This is a genomic window from Paracoccus gahaiensis (assembly GCF_005048225.1).
Classification (GTDB): Bacteria; Pseudomonadota; Alphaproteobacteria; order Rhodobacterales; family Rhodobacteraceae; genus Paracoccus; species Paracoccus gahaiensis.
The window spans coordinates 247,843-264,828 of the sequence record NZ_SUNI01000002.1; the positions used below are offsets into that span (position 1 = coordinate 247,843).

The 16,986-nt window shown below is 68.0% G+C and carries 22 protein-coding genes; 8 read left to right on the top strand and 14 right to left on the bottom strand.

What is annotated here, in order from left to right; translation table 11 throughout:
• Nucleotides 1-45: 45 nt before the first annotated feature.
• From urtA to FA743_RS04295, 11 genes are all read right to left on the bottom strand, one after another.
• Nucleotides 46-1,329 (bottom strand): urea ABC transporter substrate-binding protein, encoded by a 1,284-nt coding sequence (gene urtA, locus FA743_RS04250; RefSeq protein ID WP_136884628.1) that lies wholly within the window; start codon nt 1,327-1,329, stop codon nt 46-48.
• 193 nt (nt 1,330-1,522) lie between these two features.
• On the bottom strand, nt 1,523-2,161 hold the full coding sequence (gene ureG, locus FA743_RS04255) for an urease accessory protein UreG (protein WP_136884629.1): 639 nt from the start codon (nt 2,159-2,161) through the stop codon (nt 1,523-1,525).
• Nucleotides 2,158-2,829 (bottom strand): urease accessory protein UreF, encoded by a 672-nt coding sequence (locus FA743_RS04260; protein WP_136884630.1) that lies wholly within the window; start codon nt 2,827-2,829, stop codon nt 2,158-2,160. The genes ureG and FA743_RS04260 overlap by 4 nt, the downstream gene beginning before the upstream one ends.
• Nucleotides 2,816-3,421, bottom strand: coding sequence for an urease accessory protein UreE (locus FA743_RS04265; RefSeq protein ID WP_136884631.1), 606 nt, complete (start codon nt 3,419-3,421; stop codon nt 2,816-2,818). The genes FA743_RS04260 and FA743_RS04265 overlap by 14 nt, the downstream gene beginning before the upstream one ends.
• Before the next feature lie 13 nt (nt 3,422-3,434).
• The gene (gene ureC / locus FA743_RS04270) at nt 3,435-5,120 is read right to left on the bottom strand and encodes an urease subunit alpha (protein ID WP_136884632.1); all 1,686 of its coding nucleotides are present in this window, start codon (nt 5,118-5,120) and stop codon (nt 3,435-3,437) included.
• Nucleotides 5,117-5,422, bottom strand: a complete 306-nt coding sequence (locus tag FA743_RS04275; protein WP_136884633.1) for an urease subunit beta — start codon at nt 5,420-5,422, stop codon at nt 5,117-5,119. The genes ureC and FA743_RS04275 overlap by 4 nt, the downstream gene beginning before the upstream one ends.
• The gene (locus FA743_RS20225) at nt 5,419-5,595 is read right to left on the bottom strand and encodes a hypothetical protein (protein ID WP_169308762.1); all 177 of its coding nucleotides are present in this window, start codon (nt 5,593-5,595) and stop codon (nt 5,419-5,421) included. The genes FA743_RS04275 and FA743_RS20225 overlap by 4 nt, the downstream gene beginning before the upstream one ends.
• Nucleotides 5,592-5,906 carry an urease subunit gamma gene (locus FA743_RS04280; protein WP_136884634.1) on the bottom strand — a complete coding sequence of 105 codons (315 nt, stop codon included), beginning with the start codon at nt 5,904-5,906 and terminating at the stop codon, nt 5,592-5,594. Before FA743_RS04280 ends, FA743_RS20225 begins: the two co-directional genes overlap by 4 nt.
• Nucleotide 5,907: 1 nt before the next feature.
• Entirely contained in the window at nt 5,908-6,723 is an 816-nt protein-coding gene (locus tag FA743_RS04285) for an urease accessory protein UreD (protein WP_136884635.1), read from the bottom strand.
• A gap of 135 nt (nt 6,724-6,858) precedes the next feature.
• On the bottom strand, nt 6,859-7,623 hold the full coding sequence (locus FA743_RS04290) for a GNAT family N-acetyltransferase (RefSeq protein WP_136884636.1): 765 nt from the start codon (nt 7,621-7,623) through the stop codon (nt 6,859-6,861).
• Between the two features lie 126 nt (nt 7,624-7,749).
• A complete protein-coding gene (locus FA743_RS04295; RefSeq protein ID WP_136884637.1) occupies nt 7,750-8,853 on the bottom strand; it encodes an AI-2E family transporter in 1,104 nt (367 codons plus the stop codon).
• Nucleotides 8,854-9,026: 173 nt separating this feature from the next.
• On the opposite strand from FA743_RS04295, the gene ndk reads away from it, so the two are divergent.
• From ndk to dps, 5 genes are all read left to right on the top strand, one after another.
• Nucleotides 9,027-9,449, top strand: a complete 423-nt coding sequence (gene ndk / locus FA743_RS04300) for a nucleoside-diphosphate kinase (protein ID WP_135313891.1) — start codon at nt 9,027-9,029, stop codon at nt 9,447-9,449.
• Nucleotides 9,450-9,591: 142 nt separating this feature from the next.
• Nucleotides 9,592-10,518 carry an ACP S-malonyltransferase gene (gene fabD / locus FA743_RS04305; RefSeq protein ID WP_136884638.1) on the top strand — a complete coding sequence of 309 codons (927 nt, stop codon included), beginning with the start codon at nt 9,592-9,594 and terminating at the stop codon, nt 10,516-10,518.
• 63 nt (nt 10,519-10,581) lie between these two features.
• Nucleotides 10,582-11,319 (top strand): 3-oxoacyl-ACP reductase FabG, encoded by a 738-nt coding sequence (gene fabG / locus FA743_RS04310; RefSeq protein ID WP_136884639.1) that lies wholly within the window; start codon nt 10,582-10,584, stop codon nt 11,317-11,319.
• 171 nt (nt 11,320-11,490) lie between these two features.
• A complete protein-coding gene (locus FA743_RS04315) occupies nt 11,491-11,724 on the top strand; it encodes an acyl carrier protein (protein WP_042251881.1) in 234 nt (77 codons plus the stop codon).
• A 133-nt stretch (nt 11,725-11,857) separates the two neighbouring features.
• A complete protein-coding gene (gene dps, locus FA743_RS04320) occupies nt 11,858-12,331 on the top strand; it encodes a DNA starvation/stationary phase protection protein Dps (protein ID WP_136884640.1) in 474 nt (157 codons plus the stop codon).
• Between the two features lie 40 nt (nt 12,332-12,371).
• On the opposite strand, the gene FA743_RS04325 is transcribed toward dps, so the two are convergent.
• Nucleotides 12,372-13,190, bottom strand: a complete 819-nt coding sequence (locus FA743_RS04325) for a sulfotransferase family protein (protein ID WP_136884641.1) — start codon at nt 13,188-13,190, stop codon at nt 12,372-12,374.
• Nucleotides 13,191-13,354: 164 nt separating this feature from the next.
• Here FA743_RS04325 and FA743_RS04330 point away from each other — a divergent pair, with 164 nt between their 5' ends.
• Together FA743_RS04330 and FA743_RS04335 are read left to right on the top strand one after the other, a co-directional pair.
• A complete protein-coding gene (locus FA743_RS04330; protein ID WP_136884642.1) occupies nt 13,355-14,932 on the top strand; it encodes a DUF5928 domain-containing protein in 1,578 nt (525 codons plus the stop codon).
• 12 nt (nt 14,933-14,944) lie between these two features.
• A complete protein-coding gene (locus FA743_RS04335) occupies nt 14,945-15,325 on the top strand; it encodes an HIT domain-containing protein (protein WP_136884643.1) in 381 nt (126 codons plus the stop codon).
• Nucleotides 15,326-15,426: 101 nt separating this feature from the next.
• Here the strand turns inward: FA743_RS04335 and FA743_RS04340 are convergent, their stop codons facing one another.
• Complete coding sequence (locus FA743_RS04340) at nt 15,427-16,350, bottom strand: ABC transporter ATP-binding protein (RefSeq protein WP_136884644.1); 924 nt, start codon at nt 16,348-16,350, stop codon at nt 15,427-15,429.
• A 174-nt stretch (nt 16,351-16,524) separates the two neighbouring features.
• Here FA743_RS04340 and FA743_RS04345 point away from each other — a divergent pair, with 174 nt between their 5' ends.
• Nucleotides 16,525-16,686 carry a zinc-finger domain-containing protein gene (locus tag FA743_RS04345; RefSeq protein ID WP_407947066.1) on the top strand — a complete coding sequence of 54 codons (162 nt, stop codon included), beginning with the start codon at nt 16,525-16,527 and terminating at the stop codon, nt 16,684-16,686.
• Nucleotides 16,687-16,753: 67 nt separating this feature from the next.
• Here FA743_RS04345 and FA743_RS04350 read toward each other — a convergent pair whose 3' ends face one another.
• Complete coding sequence (locus FA743_RS04350) at nt 16,754-16,936, bottom strand: DUF2256 domain-containing protein (RefSeq protein ID WP_135313882.1); 183 nt, start codon at nt 16,934-16,936, stop codon at nt 16,754-16,756.
• Between the last annotated feature and the right edge of the window lie 50 nt (nt 16,937-16,986).

The following is a 16,986-nucleotide window of genomic DNA, read 5'->3' on the forward strand; positions in this document are numbered from 1 at the left end:
TCGGCAAGAGGGACCCGGGCGACACGCGCCGCCCGGGCCAGGGGATCAGTAGTTCGACTGGACCTGCACGCAAGTTTCGGTCTCGGTGTTGAACATCCCGCAGGACTGGCCGGGCCAGTCCGCCTCCAGCACCGCCGATTCAGGCAGGAAGTCGGTCCAGGCGTCGCCCGGCACGGGTTCGGTCTGGCTGACGATGTCGAACTGGCCGTCGTCGCGGATCTCGCCGATCAGGACGGGCTTGGTGATGTGGTGGTTGGGCAGGACGGTGGCGGTGCCGCCGGTCAGGTTCGGTACCTCGACGCCCACGATCGCGTCCAGCACCGGGTCCACATCGGTGGTCCCCGCCGCCTCGACCGCCGCGACCCAGGCATTGAAGCCGATCACCGTCGCCTCCATCGGGTCGTTGGTCACGCGATCCTCGTCGCCGGTGAAGGCCTTCCACTCCTCGATGAAGGCGGTGTTCACGTCGCTTTCGGCGGTCTGGAAGTAGTTCCAGGCGGCCAGATGGCCGACCAGATCGGCGGTATCCAGACCCGACAGTTCCTCTTCGCCGACCGAGAAGGCCATGACCGGGATGTCGTCCGCCGAGACGCCCGCCGCCGCCAGCTCCTTGTAGAAGCCCACATTGGCGTCGCCGTTGATGGTCGACACGACGCCGACCTTCTTGCCGCCCGCGCCAAGCGCCACGACATCGGCCACGATCCGCGACCAGTCCGAATGGCCGAAGGGGGTGTAGTTGACGAAGATGTCCTCGGGCGCGGTGCCGTTATCCTTCAGATAGGCGTCCAGGATGTTGTTCGTGGTGCGCGGATAGACATAGTCGGTGCCCAGCAGCGCCCAGCTTTCCACGCCCAGCTCGTCGCGCATGTAGTCGACGGCGGGGATCGCCTGCTGGTTCGGCGCGGCGCCGGTATAGATGACGTTCTTGGACGATTCCTCGCCCTCGTACTGCACCGGATAGAACAGGAGGCCGTTCAGCTCCTCGATGACCGGCAGGACGGACTTGCGGCTGACCGAGGTCCAGCAGCCGAAGATCGCATCGACCTCGGACACGGTCAGCAGCTCGCGCGCCTTTTCGGCAAACAGCGGCCAGTCCGAAGCGGGGTCGACCACCACCGCCTCCAGCGGGCGGCCCAGCACGCCGCCCTTGGCGTTCTGCTGCTCGACCAGCATCAGGACGGTGTCCTTCAGCGTGGTTTCCGAAATCGCCATCGTGCCCGACAGCGAATGCAGCACGCCGATCTTGATCGGCTCGCCTTCCTGCGCATGGGCGGTGTGGGCCAGCGTCAGCGCGCTGGTCATCAACATGATCCTGGTCAGCTTGGTCATCATACCCCTTTTCCCCCCGGCACGTTGGCCGGTGTCCCTGTCGTTGTTCTGGAAGGGCCCCGGCCCTTGCAGATGCAGAAAGAGCGCAAAAACGGGCAGTTGGACAGGAATAGGGCAGGTCTGGGGCGACCCGCACCGACCCTGGCGCGGGCTTGGGCAGATGCAGGGGCAGATGCCTGCCGTTTAGGCAGTCCTAGGCCGGACGCGGCGTCAGACCCCCCTGTTCGATCAGGAAATCGACGATCCTGTCCACGCCCTGCCCGTGGCGCAGCTGCGCCATGACCACGGGCCGCGTGCCCCGCGCCTCATGTGCATCCTTTTCCAGCAGCACCGGGTCGACGCCGACATGCGGGGCCAGATCGGTCTTGTTCACCACCAGCAGGTCGGATCGCGCCAGACCGGGGCCGCGCTTGCGGGGAATGTCCTGCCCCGCCGCCGTGTCGATCACATAGATCGTCAGGTCGGCCAGCTCCGGGCTGAAGGTCGCGGCCAGATTGTCGCCGCCCGATTCGATCAGGATCAGATCCAGATCCGGGAATTGTTCGTTCAGATCGGCGATGGCGGCCAGGTTGATGCTGGCATCCTCGCGGATGGCGGTATGGGGGCAGCCGCCGGTCTCGACCCCGCGGATGCGCTCGGCGGGCAGGACCTGCGCGCGCATCAGCGCCTCGGCATCCTCGCGGGTGTAGATGTCGTTGGTGATTACCGCCATCGACAGGCGGGGGGCCAGCGCGCGGGCGATCTGTTCGGTCAGCGTGGTCTTGCCGGAGCCGACGGGGCCGCCGATGCCGACGCGCAAGGGTCCGTGTGGGGAGGGGCCGTTGAGGCTCATGAGCGGAAGATCCTTGTGGTCATGGTTTCATGGCGCATGGCAGCCATCTCGGCCCCCCATGCGGCGCTGGCAAGATCATCCTCGGTCGCGCGGGCCGCACGGGCGGCGCGGGTCAGGACTCCGGGCTGAAGGGCGGCCAGCATCCGCTGCCCCTCGACCGGGCCAAGCGGCAGGAACCGCACGGCGGCGCTGATCAGGCCCGCGACCTGCGCCTGCAGGAAGGCGGCGATGACCTCGGGCGTGGGCAGGTCGAGGGGCGCGCAGGCCCGCCCGAAGGCCACGGGCAGGGCGGCGGGGGGCTGCGGGCCGCCGGTCAGCGCGGTCACGTTGCCGGCAAAGGCCGTGCCCTGCTCGACCGTTTCCAGCAGGCGCTGGCGGGACAGGCAGGCCGCGCGGGCCAAATCGTCCAGCGCGGCCAGGTCGGCCCCGGGTCGCAGCGCCAGCGAGACCAGCACCGCATCCGTCCAGCCCGCGCCATGGTCGAGCCAGTCGGCCAGCCAGTGCGGCAACGTGGCGCGGGTGACCGCGCCGCCATCCATCGCTTCTTCCAGCCCCTGAGACCAGGCAAAGCCGCCCACCGGAAAGGCGGGCGACAGCATCTGCCACAGGCGCAGGCGGGCAATATCCGAAGAGGTCGGGTCTGGGGGGGCCGGGTCAGGCGTGATCATGGGCCGGGTGGTCGTGCCCAAAAGTGTGCCCGCTGCTGTGGCTGTGCCCACTGCTCCGGCTGTGGCTGGAGGCCTGCGCGGAGCCGGACGAACTCTGCGCGCTGGCATGGCTGTGGATCTGTTCGCCGGCGCCATGGGGATGGCCGTCGGCGGGGCCATGATCATGGCCGAAGGTGCGGCCATGGCCATAGGCGCCGCCCTCGGGGCGGAAGGGGATGTCCTTGTGCACGATCTCGGCCCCCAGCTTCTTCAGCATCGCCTCCAGCACGTGATCCTGGCGGATGATCAGGCGGTCGGCCTCGATCCGGCAGGGCGTGTGGCGGTTGCCGATATGCCAGGCCAGGCGCGGCAGGTTGCCTCGGATGACGATCACCGGTTCGGGCGCGGCGCGCACGACGACCTGGCGGCCGTCCGACAGCTCGAACGCGTCGCCGTCGTCCAGACTGGTCACCTCGGGCAGGTCGACCATGAAGACGCCCCCCGCGAAGGACAGGCGCTTGCGGCGCAACAGGCGGCCCTCGTAATCCAGCGCAATCTCTCCGTCGAAGGGCGCGGGCGCGTTGCGGATGATGGTATGAGCGGTTGTGGTCATGATGTGTCCTCCCTCAGAACAGGAAATAGCGTTGTGCCAGTGGCAGTTCCGTCGCGGGCTCGCAGGTCAGCAATTCTCCGTCGGCGCGCACCTCGTAGCTCTCGGGATCGACCTCGATCGCGGGCATCGCGTCGTTCAGGATCATGTCGCGCTTGCCGATGTCGCGGGTATGCTCCACGGCGATCAGGGTCTTGGACAGCGCGGCGCCTGCCCCCGCCTCCAGCCCCGCCTTGGACAGGAACAGGGCCGAGGCACGGCGCGTATGGCCCCACATCGGGCGTGAGAACATCGGTTGCACCGGGATCGAGCCGTTGGGATCGCCCATCTGCGCCACGCTGATCAGCCCCCCGACCAGCACCATCTCGGGCTTGGCGGCGAAGAAGGCAGGCGACCACAGCACCAGATCGGCCCGCTTGCCGGGCGTGATCGAGCCGATATGCGCGCCGACCCCCTGGGCGATGGCCGGGTTGATGGTGTATTTCGCGATATAGCGCCGCGCGCGCAGGTTGTCGTTCTGGCCGGTTTCCTCGGGCAGGCGGCCGCGCTGCTGGCGCATCTTGGAGGCCGTCTGCCAGGTGCGGATGATCACCTCGCCGATCCGGCCCATCGCCTGACTGTCGGACGAGATGACCGAGAACGCGCCCAGATCGTGCAGGATATCCTCGGCGGCGATGGTCTCGCGGCGGATGCGGCTTTCGGCGAAGGCCACATCCTCGGGAACACGCCTGTCGAGGTGATGGCACACCATCAGCATGTCCAGATGTTCCTCGATGGTGTTGCCGGTATAGGGCCGCGTCGGGTTCGTGGACGAAGGCAGGACGTTGCCCATCCCCACCATGCGGATGATGTCGGGGGCATGGCCGCCGCCCGCGCCCTCGGTGTGATAGGCGTGGATGGTGCGGCCCGCGATGGCGGCCATCGTATCCTCGACGAAGCCCGATTCGTTCAGCGTGTCGGTGTGGATCATCACCTGCACGTCGAACTGGTCGGCGACCGTCAGGCAGTTGTCGATGGCGGCGGGGGTGGTGCCCCAATCCTCGTGCAGCTTCATCGCGCAGGCGCCGGCGCGGATCTGCTCGATCAGAGGCGCGGGCAGGCTGGCATTGCCCTTGGCGGCGATGCCGACATTCATCGGCAGATCGGCGCAGGCCTCCAGCATCCGGGCGATGTGCCAGGGACCCGGCGTGCAGGTGGTGGCCAGCGTGCCATGCGCGGGGCCGGTGCCGCCGCCGAGGATCGTGGTCACGCCCGAATGCAGGGCGTGGTCGATCTGCTGGGGGCAGATGAAGTGGATGTGGCAGTCGAAGCCGCCGGGGGTCAGGATGCGGCCCTCGCCGGCGATGATCTCGGTGCCGGGGCCGATGATCAGGGTGACGCCGGGCTGGGTGTCGGGGTTGCCGGCCTTGCCGATGCCCGCGATCAGCCCGTCCCTGATGCCGACATCGGCCTTGACGATGCCCTGATGGTCGAAGACCACGACGCCGGTGATGACCGTGTCCATGGCGCCGCCCGCGCGCGTGACCTGGGACTGGCCCATGCCGTCGCGCACGACCTTGCCGCCGCCGAACTTGACCTCCTCTCCGGGGATGGTCAGGTCGCGTTCGACCTCGATGATGATCTCGGTATCGGCCAGACGGATGCGGTCGCCGGTGGTGGGACCGTAGAGCCCTGCATAATCGGCCCGTGACAGCGTGGTCATAGCGCCCCCATGATCTGGCCGCGAAAGCCCTGCACGATGCGGTCGCCAGCATAGCCAACGAGCGTCACCTCGCGCGACTGGCCGGGTTCGAAGCGGACGGCGGTGCCCGCCGGGATCGCCAGCCGCATGCCGCGCGCGGCGGCCCGGTCGAAGTCCAGCGCCGGGTTGGTCTCGGCGAAATGATAGTGGCTGCCGACCTGGATGGGCCGGTCGCCGGTATTGGCGATCATCAGGGTCAGCGTCTGGCGGCCCTCGTTCAGGGTGATGTCGCCGGGTGCGGGGAAGATCTCTCCGGGGATCATGGGCGGTTCCGCAGGATGGCCCAGGCCGCCACGCCCAGAGCCGCGATCATCGCGATCGTCGCCAGGTGGTCGCCATGGACCAGCAGATGCGTCCAGGACACGCTGTCATGATGGCCGGGATGGGCAAGGGCCAGGGACGGGAAAAGCACTGCGGCAAGGATCAGGCGTGTCATTCTGCGGCCTCACGGATGGGGTGGTGGACGGTGACCAGCTTGGTGCCGTCGGGAAAGGTGGCCTCGACCTGCACCGATTCGATCATGTCGGGGATGCCGGGCATGCATTGATCCGCCGTGATCACATGCGCGCCCGCCTGCATCAGGTCCGCGACCGTGCGGCCATCGCGGGCGCCCTCGACGACGAAATCGGTGATCAGCGCGATCGCCTCGGGGTGGTTCAGCTTGACGCCGCGCGACAGACGGCCACGCGCCACCATGGCGGCGACCGAGACCATCAGTTTCTCGCGTTCGCGGGGGGTAAGGTTCATCTCAGACCTGCCAGATGCGGGGAAGGGGATCGGGGCGAAGGACGGCCAGCAGCCGGTTGATCTGGCGGCGCAGGGGCCAGTTGTCGGCGGCCAGCAGGCGAATCACCAGCCGGCCCGGCGGTGCGCTGGCCGCGCCGCTGACCCCGGGTTCGTCCAGCACCGCGCGCACGGCGTTGAGGCGGTCGGGCGCGTCCGGGGCGATCAGCGCCAGCGTGGCCAGCGCGCGCGCGCCGTCCAGAAGGGCCGGGCCCGACAGGCGCGGCAGGGTGGCGTCGTCCAGCGCGAAGGCGTCGTGATGGATCACCCGGCCCGCGCGGCGCACGATGCGGCGGTCGCGCAGATGCAGGGTGGCGGGACGCTCGCCCATGGCCAAGCGGCCCAGCACCAGCATCTCCAGCAGCAGGCAGCCCGCATCCGGGGCCAGATCGACCGAGGTCCGGCGGTCCAGCCGCGCGCCGTCATAGAGGATCGTTTCCTGCGGCAGCCAGTCCAGCCAGCCGCCCGCGCCCACCGTCAGCGTGACGCTGGCCTCGGCCGGGCCGCCGGTGGCGCGATAGGCGCGTTCCGCCGTCTGCGTGGTGGCCAGCGCCCGGGTGCCCGGTCGCAGATCGACGCCGAAGGCCAGCCGGTCGTCCGAGGCAAGCCCGCCCGAGGTGTTCAGGAAGACGATCTCGGGCAGGCGCGCCGTCACGCGCGGCAGCATCGCCTTGGCCGAGCCCTGCTGCGCCAGATCGATCAGCCCACGCGGGCCGAAGGCCACCCGGGCCCTGCCGTGGCTGCGCTGCATGCGGATCAAGGGGGCGGAACTGTCGAACATGAGGGCAGGGGGCGCCGCCACCCGGGCGGGGTCAACTGACGCGCCGCGATTTCCTGCTAATAGGGTGGGCATCGCGCCGCGTTCTGCCGCATAGATAGGCAGGTTGCCTGCGATTGCAGCGCGCCTTGCGTGGTGTCAGGCCGGCTGGTCCAGCATCGCGTTCAGCAGGCGGCGGCGGGCAGGGGGGATGGCGCGGATCTCGACCCCGGTGAAGACATGCATGGTCTTCAGCACCGGATCGACCACCGCGTGATCGCTGACCCAGCCCCCCATTGCCAGATAGCTGCGCAGCAGCGGCGGCATCATCGCCATGGCCTGCTTGGGATCGGGCTGGCGCAGCCGCAGCGCGCGGGCAAAGCGAAACACCAGTGGCGCCTTGACGCGGGGCCACCAGCGGCGCGGGGCCAGGTGGCGTTCCTTCAGCATGGCGAAGGCCTCGGCATGGGTTTCCGGCTCGCAGCCGATGAAGCTGGAGCAGCCGAACAGCATCTCGACCCCGGTCTCTTCGACGAAGCGGGTCAGGGCGGCCCAGGCCACGCGGATCACCTGCGGATCGCGGCAGTCGGGATGCAGGCAGAATCGCCCCATCTCGACCATCGGCCCCTCGAACCGGCCAAGCGCTGCCAGATCGTAGAACTGCGCCGAATAGCTGCGCGCGATCTGCGAGCCGTCGGCCAGCGGCAGGAAGCGATAGCTGCAGACCAGCGCGCCGGTCGCGGCCTCCTCGATCAGCATGTGGTGGCAGTCGGCGTCCAAGGCATCGGCCTCCAGCGCCTGCCCGTCATCCGCCTGTCCGGTGCGCGCGACGAAGGCCAACCAGCGCAGCCGCTGCGAGGCGCGCAGGTCGTCGGGCGTTGCGGCCAGTCGGGCACGGTAGCGGCCCTTGCTCAGCGGTTGCATCACGCGCCCCTTGGTCGGTGTCGGGGCATCATAGACCCGACATGTGTCGAAAGCACGACCGCCCATCAGGTTCGGCCCTGCATAATTCGCCAGCCTGCCGCAGGGATGGGCAGTCGGGCGTCGCGATCAGTCCAGCCGGTCGCCCAGCACGTCCTCGACATAGATGCGCCGCGTCAGGTGGATCACCACGATCAACAGCGGCGTGGCCAGGATCACCGAGGCCGGGCCGAACAGCGCCCCCATCGCCACGATGGCCAGGATGGTCAGGGCGGGCGGCAGCTGGACCGCGTATTTCTGGATCATGGGCATCAGCACCTCGCCCTCGAAGACCTGGATGACGGTGAACAGGATCGCCACGTAGAGCGCGGTCTGCAGCCCCTGGGGCGCCGCGACGACGACGGCGATGGCGCCCGACAGGAAGGGACCGATGATGGGCACGACATTGGTCAGCCCGGCGATCACCGCCAGGATCAGCGCCAGCGGCACCTCCAGCATCCACAGCCCGATCCCGGCTAGGATCGCCACGATCAGCATGTCCAGCGCCTGCCCGCCCATCCACAGCGCCAGCTGCGTGCCCAGCTCGTCCAGGATCTGCGCGGCGCGGCCCCGGCGGGGCAGGGGCACCAGCCGGATCAGGCCGCCGCGATAGAGGTCCGCCTCCATCGCGATGTAGATCGACAGGATCAGCAGCAGGAACATCGAGGTGAGCCCGCCGAAGACCGAGCTGATCCCGCCCAGAACCATCCCGAAGATGTCGGGCAGCCGCTCGGCCAGGCGCGTGGCGTTGTCCTCGATGTCCGCCGTCTCGCTGTCCTGGACCTGCTCGATCATCTGTTCGCCGAAGGGCAGCGAGGCGAACCAGCCCTCGACCGCCCCCCAGGATTCGGGCAGGGACGAGATCAGCTGGCCGAACTGGTCCGACACGGCGGGGCCCGCGAGGCGGACCATCAGCGCGATGGCGGCGACGACACCCAGCAGCACCACAAGAACGCCCAGCTTGATGCTGAGCCCGACCAGCCTGTTCAGCCCCCGAGCCCCCGCCCGCAGGGCGATGGCGATGAGGATCGCGGCAAAGGCGATCAGCAGCAGGTTCGACCAGAACCAGGCCGCCGCAATCAGAAGCGCGATCAGGGCGATGGCCACGACCATGCCGAGGGACAGGGAGCGGGGCGGCGGCCCGGCCGGTGCGGCTGCGGCGGGCGGCGGGGGGGCGGCGCGCAGGTCGGTCATGGGCTCTCCGTTTCGTGATCCCCCGGACAAGCCCGAGGCGGGGGCTGCGGTTCCCTCTCGCCGGGGGGTTCCCCGGGCCAGTGCGCTTGCCGCAGGCGGGCAAGCCTGCTAACCGGACGCGGATTTCCCGACACGGCGGGCCCCGGCCCGCGCAGCAGACAAGGTGAACACCCATGGCCATCGAACGCACGCTTTCCATCCTCAAGCCCGACGCCACCCGCCGCAACCTGACCGGCAAGATCAACGCCAAGTTCGAAGAGGCCGGCCTGCGCATCGTCGCCTCCAAGCGCATCCACCTGTCGCCCGCGCAGGCCGGCAAGTTCTACGAGGTCCACAAGGACCGTCCCTTCTATGGCGAACTGGTCGAGTTCATGGCCTCCGAGCCGGTCGTCGTGCAGGTCCTGGAAGGCGAGAACGCCATTGCCAAGAACCGCGAAGTGATGGGCGCGACCAACCCGGCCAATGCCGACGAGGGCACCATCCGCAAGGAATTCGCCCTGTCGATGGGCGAGAATTCGGTCCACGGGTCCGACGCCGCCGACACCGCCAAGGACGAGATCGCCTTCTTCTTCTCGGGCCTCGAACTGGTCGGCTGATCGGCCGTCCTGTCGACGATTGCCGGAAAGGGGCCCCTCGCGGGCCCCTTTTTGTTGGCGGTGCCGCGCGGGGGGTCGGTTGCGGCAGGACCGCGCGCAGGCTATGCCGTTCGGCAACGCAATGATTTCAGGGGGGACCGCCATGCGGGCATTCGTGTTTCCGGGCCAAGGCGCGCAGACCATCGGGATGGGGCGCGACCTGGCGCTGGCCTATCCGGCCGCGCGCGATGTCTTCGACGAGGTGGATGCCGCCCTGGGCGAGGCCCTGTCGGCGCTGATCTGGGAGGGGGATGCGGACCGGCTGACCCTGACCAGCAACGCCCAGCCCGCGCTGATGGCGACCTCGATCGCCGCCTTCAGGGCGATGGAATCCGAGGGCATCAACATCATGGATGCCAATTTCGTCGCGGGCCACTCGCTTGGCGAATATTCGGCGCTCTGCGCGGCGGGGTCGCTGACCCTGTCCGACACCGCCCGCCTGCTGCGCCTGCGCGGCCAGGCCATGCAGGAGGCCGTGCCGGTCGGCATCGGCGCCATGGCCGCGATCCTGGGGCTGGATTTCGAGACGGTCGACCGCATCTGCCGCGAGATCGGCGGCGACGAGGTCGTGCAGGCCGCCAATGACAACGATCCGGCGCAGGTGGTGATCTCGGGCCACAAGGGCGCGGTCGAGGCGGCCGGCGCGGCGATGAAGGCGGCGGGGGCCAAGCGGGTGCTGATGCTGCCGGTCTCGGCGCCCTTCCATTCGGTGCTGATGCAGCCGGCGGCGGCGGCCATGGCCGATGCGCTGGCCGGCGTGGACATCCAGCCCCCCGCCGTGCCGCTGATCGCCAATGTCCGCGCCGAGGCGGTGATCGAGCCCGGCGCCATCCGGCGTCTGCTGGTCGAGCAGGTCACCGGCACCGTGCGCTGGCGCGAATCCATCGCCAACCTGGCCGGGGCCGGCGTGACCGAGTTCTGGGAGATCGGCGCGGGCAAGGCCCTGTCGGGGATGATCAAGCGGACGGCGCGCGACGTGACGGTGCGCAACGTGGGCGTGCCCGCGGACGTGGCCGCGCTGAAGGGCTGAGCGGCGGACCGGGGCGCTGCCCCGGACCCCGGGGGTATTTGGACAAAGAAGAAGAGGCTTGGGATGTTCGATCTGACGGGAAAGACGGCGCTGGTGACGGGGGCCTCGGGCGGGATCGGCGGCGCCATCGCCGAGGCGCTGCACCAGGCGGGTGCGACGGTGGCCCTGTCGGGCACCCGCGAGGCGCCGCTGCGCGCGCTGGCCGACAAACTTGGTGATCGCGCTCATGTCGTGACCGCCGATCTGGGCGATCCGGCCTCTGTCCTGGCGCTGCCCAAGGCCGCCGCCGAGGCGATGGGGTCGGTCGACATCCTGGTCAACAATGCCGGGATCACCCGGGACAACCTGTTCATGCGCATGTCGGACGAGGAATGGGCGCAGGTGCTGGACGTGAATCTGGGCAGCGTCTTCAAGCTGTCGCGGGGCGTGCTGCGCGGCATGATGAAGGCGCGGTGGGGGCGGATCGTCAACATCACCTCGGTCGTGGGCGCCACGGGCAATCCGGGGCAGGGCAACTATGCTGCCGCCAAGGCCGGGGTGGTGGGCATGTCCAAGTCGCTGGCCTATGAGGTGGCCAGCCGGGGCATCACCGTGAACTGCGTGGCGCCGGGCTTCATCGCCACCCCGATGACCGACAAGCTGACCGAGGATCAGAAGGGCAAGATCCTGACCCAGATCCCCGCGGGCCAGATGGGCAGCCCCGAGGATATCGCCGCAGCGGTGCTGTATCTGGCCAGTCCGGCCGCCGGCTATGTCACCGGCGCCACGCTGCATGTGAATGGCGGCATGGCCATGATCTGACAGGGGCGGCGCGGCCGCAACGCCGCGCCGCAAACCGTGCGAAAGCGGTTGCATGAAGGTTCATGGGTGCTATATCCCCGCCTTTAGCAGCAGGGGAACCGCCCTGTGCTGAACCGGACCTGTCGCGTCCGTGCAAAACTGGGCGGATGCCCGCGAGAATGAGGATATGACATGAGCGATATCGCTGATCGCGTGAAGAAGATCGTGGTCGAGCATCTGGGTGTCGACGAGGACAAGGTGGTTGAATCCGCCTCGTTCATCGACGACCTAGGTGCCGACAGCCTCGACACCGTCGAGCTGGTCATGGCTTTCGAGGAAGAGTTCGGGATCGAGATCCCCGATGACGCCGCCGAGACCATCCAGACCGTCGGAGACGCGGTGACCTTCATCAAGGGCGCGGTCTGACCGACGCTCGGCGCCGCGCCTCGGTGCGGCCAGTCTGACGGCGCCTCCCGCAAGGGGGGCGCCGTCTCTCGTTGCGGGAACCCTGCGCCGCCCGGTCGTGTTGGAGAGGCGAACCCGACAAGAGGAGCCTGACATGGCCGTCAACGTGAAGGGGCTGACCGACAATGCCCGCAAGACCGCAATCTCGGAACTGAATGCCCGCCTGGCCGACGGTCTGGCGCTGTCGCTGGCGATCAAGCAGGCCCATTGGAACATCAAGGGCCCGAACTTCATCGCCGTCCACGAGCTGCTGGACGTCGTCTATGCCCGCCTGCAGGAGCATCTGGACATCTTCGCCGAGCGCGTCCAGATCCTGGACGGTACCGCCTTGGGCACCGCCGAGACGGTCGCCCGGGCGACGACGCTGCAGGAATACCCGACCGACCTGACGAAATCCGCCGACCATATCGCCCAGATCTGCGACCGCATGCGCGATCACGGGGAAAAGCTGCGCGCCGCGATCGACATGACCGACGAGGCGGGCGACGCGAACACCGCCGACATCTTCACCGCAGCCTCGCGGACGGCCGACAAGGACCTGTGGTTCCTGGAAAGCCATCTGGAGTGACGGCATTGCTGCGGGCGCCCCGAGGCGCCCGCACGGGCCCTTAGCGGCCCAGCTTGGCGTGGACTTCGTCCAGATCGACTTCGCCCAGGGGCATCTTGTTGTCCGGATTGTCGAAATCATAGCGGAACAGCTGGAAATCGTCCTTGTAGATTTCCCAGATCAGGTGACGTGACAGGTCGTCGAAATACTCGCTGACCTTGTGCGCCCGCTTGGGGCCATGCCCCTCGGATTCGTTGAAGCGCGGGACCTCGGCCAGATCCAGCGAGACGGGCGTTTCGGCCTCTTCCAACACCTTCTGCATGCCCTCGTTGAAGGCTTCGGTGAAGAAGATCTGGTCGTAGCGTCCGCCATTCACGATGAAGGTCGAGATATGGCCCGACATGGCCGACCAGTGGATGTCCGGATCCATCGGCTTGCGGAACCGGATGGTGTCGCGGGCGAACAGCAGGAAGCGGCGGAAGCTGGCGATCTGGTCGAATTCGAAGCCGTTCTCGGGCGAGCCCACGTCGATCCCGTAGCGCTGCACCAGTTGCGGCACCAGGTTGCCGCGATAGCGATTCCCGTTGCGCTGGATCCCCGCGATCTTGTCGAAGAAGGACGACAGCAGCCGCGCATAGGGGTTGCGCACGCAGGTGAAGGTCACCGCCTCATGGGCATTGACCGCGCGTTCGATCGCCTCGTGGCTATGATCCTGCGACCACTTGTGCATCCCGTCCTTGGAATCGTGGATGTCGCCGTCAAAAAAGCGTCCCTGATCCGAATAGAACATGATCTGGCCGATCGTCGAACATGCGCATTTCGGCACGACCCGATAGATCATGCTTTCGCTTTCCGTCATCCAAACGCCGGGAAACCCCATCGTGAACCTACTCCGTATACGCTGCGGCCCTGCAAATGATGGCCGGATGCCGTCCTGCTTGTCCCAACGACAAAAATGGTTACACACACAAACCAAAAGCCGGAGAGATTTTCAACGCCTTACGTTGATTCAAGTGTAATCAGTCATCGGACACCGCAGCACACATGGCCCGCATTGCCTTCATCCTGCTCACACACAAGGACCCCCAGGGGGTCATCGACCAGGCCCGGCGGCTGACGGCCACCGGTGATTACGTGTCGATCCATTTCGACAAGCGCGCGCCCAAGGCGATGTTCCAGCAGATCAAGGACGCGCTTGGCGATCATCCCGGCGTGGCATTTGCATCACGACGGCTGCATTGCGGATGGGGCGAGTGGTCCCTTGTCGCCGCCACGCTCGAGGCGCTGCGTGCGGCCGAGAAGGCCTTTCCGCAGGCCACGCATTTCTACATGCTGTCGGGCGACTGCATGCCGATCAAGTCGGCGGAATTCGCGCGCAACTTCCTCGAGGCCGAGGAATGCGACTATATCGAAAGCTTCGATTTCTTCGACAGCGACTGGATCAAGACCGGCTTCAAGGAGGAGCGGCTGATCTATCGCCACTGGTTCAACGAGCGCACCCAGAAATGGCTGTTCTACACCAGCTACGAGCTGCAGAAGCGCTTCAATCTGACGCGCGACGTGCCCAAGGACATCCAGGTGATGATCGGGTCGCAATGGTGGTGCCTGCGCCGCCAGACGGTCGAGGCGATCCTCGAGCTGATCCGCCAGCGCCCCGAGATCGTGCGCTTCTTCAGCACGACCTGGATCCCGGACGAGACCTTTTTCCAGACGCTGGTGGCCCATCTGGTGCCCCGCAAGCAGATCCGCACCCGGACGCTGACCTTCCTGATCTTCACCGATTACGGGATGCCGGTCACCTTCTACAACGACCAGTACGACCTCCTGCTGCGACAGGGCTACCTGTTCGCCCGCAAGATCAGCCCCGAGGCGCTGGACCTGCGCGAGAGGCTGGGGGCGCTGTGGCAGACCCAGGGCCTGGATTTCGCCATCGCCGCCGAGGGACGCCAGCTCTTCGGCTTCCTGACCGGTCGCGGCCGGATCGGGCGGCGGTTCGCCCCCCGCTTCTGGGAAACCGACGGCAGCCTGGGGCACGAGCGGGTCGTGCACATGGTCGTCGCCAAGAAATGGCACATCGCCAAGCGCCTGACCGCCGCCATCCGCGACCGGACCGAGGTGCCCGCGGTCGATTACGTCTTCAACGAGCAGGAGGCCAACCTGCCGGACATGGGCGGGGTGGCCAATTCGGTCGGCAAGCGGGAACGCCATCGCCGGGCGCTGGTCAAGCTGATGTTCGAACAGTTCGACTCCCGCCAGCTGGTCTTCTGCGTGGACCCCTCGGCCCTGGCCCTGATCGCGGATTTCGATGGCGACCGGGCCGAGACGCGGGTCCTGTTCATCGACAGCCGCTTCGACGACGATTATGTGCGTGGCCATATGGCCCGGGTGGGGCTGGTCAGCCCGGACGCGCCTCCCGACATGGTCGATCGCCTGCTGCCGATCATGCGCAGCGATCTGGAACACGAGGCCGACCGGGTGAAGGAGGCGGGCTTCCGCCGCCTCTCGACCCTGTCCGAGACGGCCGGGACCGACCGGAACGCCGCCGCCCTGGCCGAGTTTCTGGACATCACCCCGGACGAGGCCCGCGCCCTGGCCGAAACCCCCTACCTCTTCGACGACTAGGAGACAGATCCCATGGCCTTCACCTATGACGACAGCAACATCTTCGCCCGCATCCTGCGCGGCGAGATCCCCAACGACACCGTGGCCCAGAACGACCATGCCCTGGCCTTCCGCGACATCCAGCCCAAGGCGCCGCGTCACGTGCTGGTCATCCCCAAGGGCCGCTATGTCAGCTTCGACGACTTCGCCGCCAATGCCACCGAGGCCGAGATCACCGCCTTCATGCGGCTCTGCGCGCAGGTCTGCACGCTGGAAGGCATCGGGCTGGAGACGGGCGAGGGCTTCCGCGCGATCACCAATGCCGGCACCCATGGCGTGCAGGAGGTGCCGCATTTCCACCTCCACATCATGGGCGGCGCCGTCATGGGCCCGATGATCGGCGCCCGCAACTGATCCGCCGCCCCCCTCACCGGGGGGGATGTCATCTTGGCAGAAATATCCCGGGGGAGTCCGCAGGACGGGGGCAGCGCCCCCTTCCCCCCTCGCCGCCCCGCTCAGTCGCGGGTCAGCTCGACGAAGACGTCCTCCAGGTCGGCCTGCTCGGTCGCCACGTCCAGGATCGGCACGCCCGCCCCCCGCAGCACGTCCAGGATCTGGTCGGCCCGCAGCCGCGAGGGCGGATAGCTGATCGCCAGCCGCCCGTCGGGCCGGATCTCGCTGCGCGCGCCCGGGGGCAGGGGCGGCAGGGTCACCGGGCCGCCCGTGTCCAGCACCATCGTCTTGCCGTCGGTGCGCGACAGCAGGGTCTGGGTGTCCTGCCGCACCACGACCTGGCCGTGGTTGATGATGGCGATCTCGTCGCACATCTGCTCGGCCTCTTCCAGGTAATGGGTGGTCAGGATGATGGTCATGCCCTGCTCGTTCAGGCGGCGGACGTTCTTCCACAGCATCTCGCGCAGGGTGATGTCGACGCCGGCGGTGGGCTCGTCCAGCACCAGGATATGCGGCCGGTGGACCAGCGCCTTGGCCAGCAGCAGGCGCCGCTTCATCCCCCCCGACAGGGACCGGGCATAGGCATTGGCCTGATCGGTCAGGCCCACCAGCGCCAGCAGCTCGTCCGTCCAGCGCTCGGCCTTGGGCACCCCATAGAGGCCCGCCTGCACCTCGAGGCTGGCGCGGGGGGTGAAGAACGGGTCCATGTTCAGTTCCTGCGGCATCACCCCGATGGCGGCGCGCGACTGGCGCGGGTTCACGTCCTGATCGAAGCCCCAGATCGTGACCCTGCCCGCCGTCTTGTTCACCAGCCCCGCCAGGATGTTGATCATCGTCGACTTGCCCGCCCCGTTCGGGCCCAGAAGCCCGAAGATGCTGCCCGCGGGAATGTCCAGGTCGATCCCCTTCAGCGCCTCCTTGGCCGGGGCCGGTCCCTGGGCGGCATAGGTCTTGGACAGACCCTGGATGCGGATGGCGTCGGACATGGGGCGCTCCTTGCAGTGCTTGCGAAGCCGGGCGGCGCTGCGCTATGGGGGTTAGACCAGATGCCGCCCGCCGCCACAAGAAGGCCAGCCATGACAGAGCACGTGACGCCCGAGACCCCGCTCTCCACCAATACCGGCCCCGAGGCGCGGACCCGTCCCGCCCCGGCCACCCAGATCGTCACCCGCTGGCGCGTCAGCTGCGACGGCGACGACACGGCGGGCCTCGGTCATCCGCGCGTCTGGCTGGCGATCTCGCCCGAGGCGGGCTTCGTCGATTGCGGCTATTGCGACAAGCGCTTCGTGATCGACCGCGATCACGCCCATGACGACCACTAGGGCCTGACGCCCCGGCCGATCTCCGTCCCGGCCCGGCGCGGGCCGACCGCCCCCATCGAGGGGGCCGTCACCCCGGGGTGGCTGCGCCACCCGTCCCGGCCCCGCCCTTGGCGCCCTTGCCCCGGCAGCGGTCCGAGCAATAGCGCACCTGATCCCAGTCCCGTTCCCATTTTTTGCGCCAGGTGAAGGGCAGCCCGCAGGCGGCGCAGATCTTGGTCGGCAGGTCGGACTTGCGGCGCATCTTGGGCATGGGGGTCCCCGGGGTCACTGGAAGATCGCAGGCAGCCGTGGCAAAAGGCG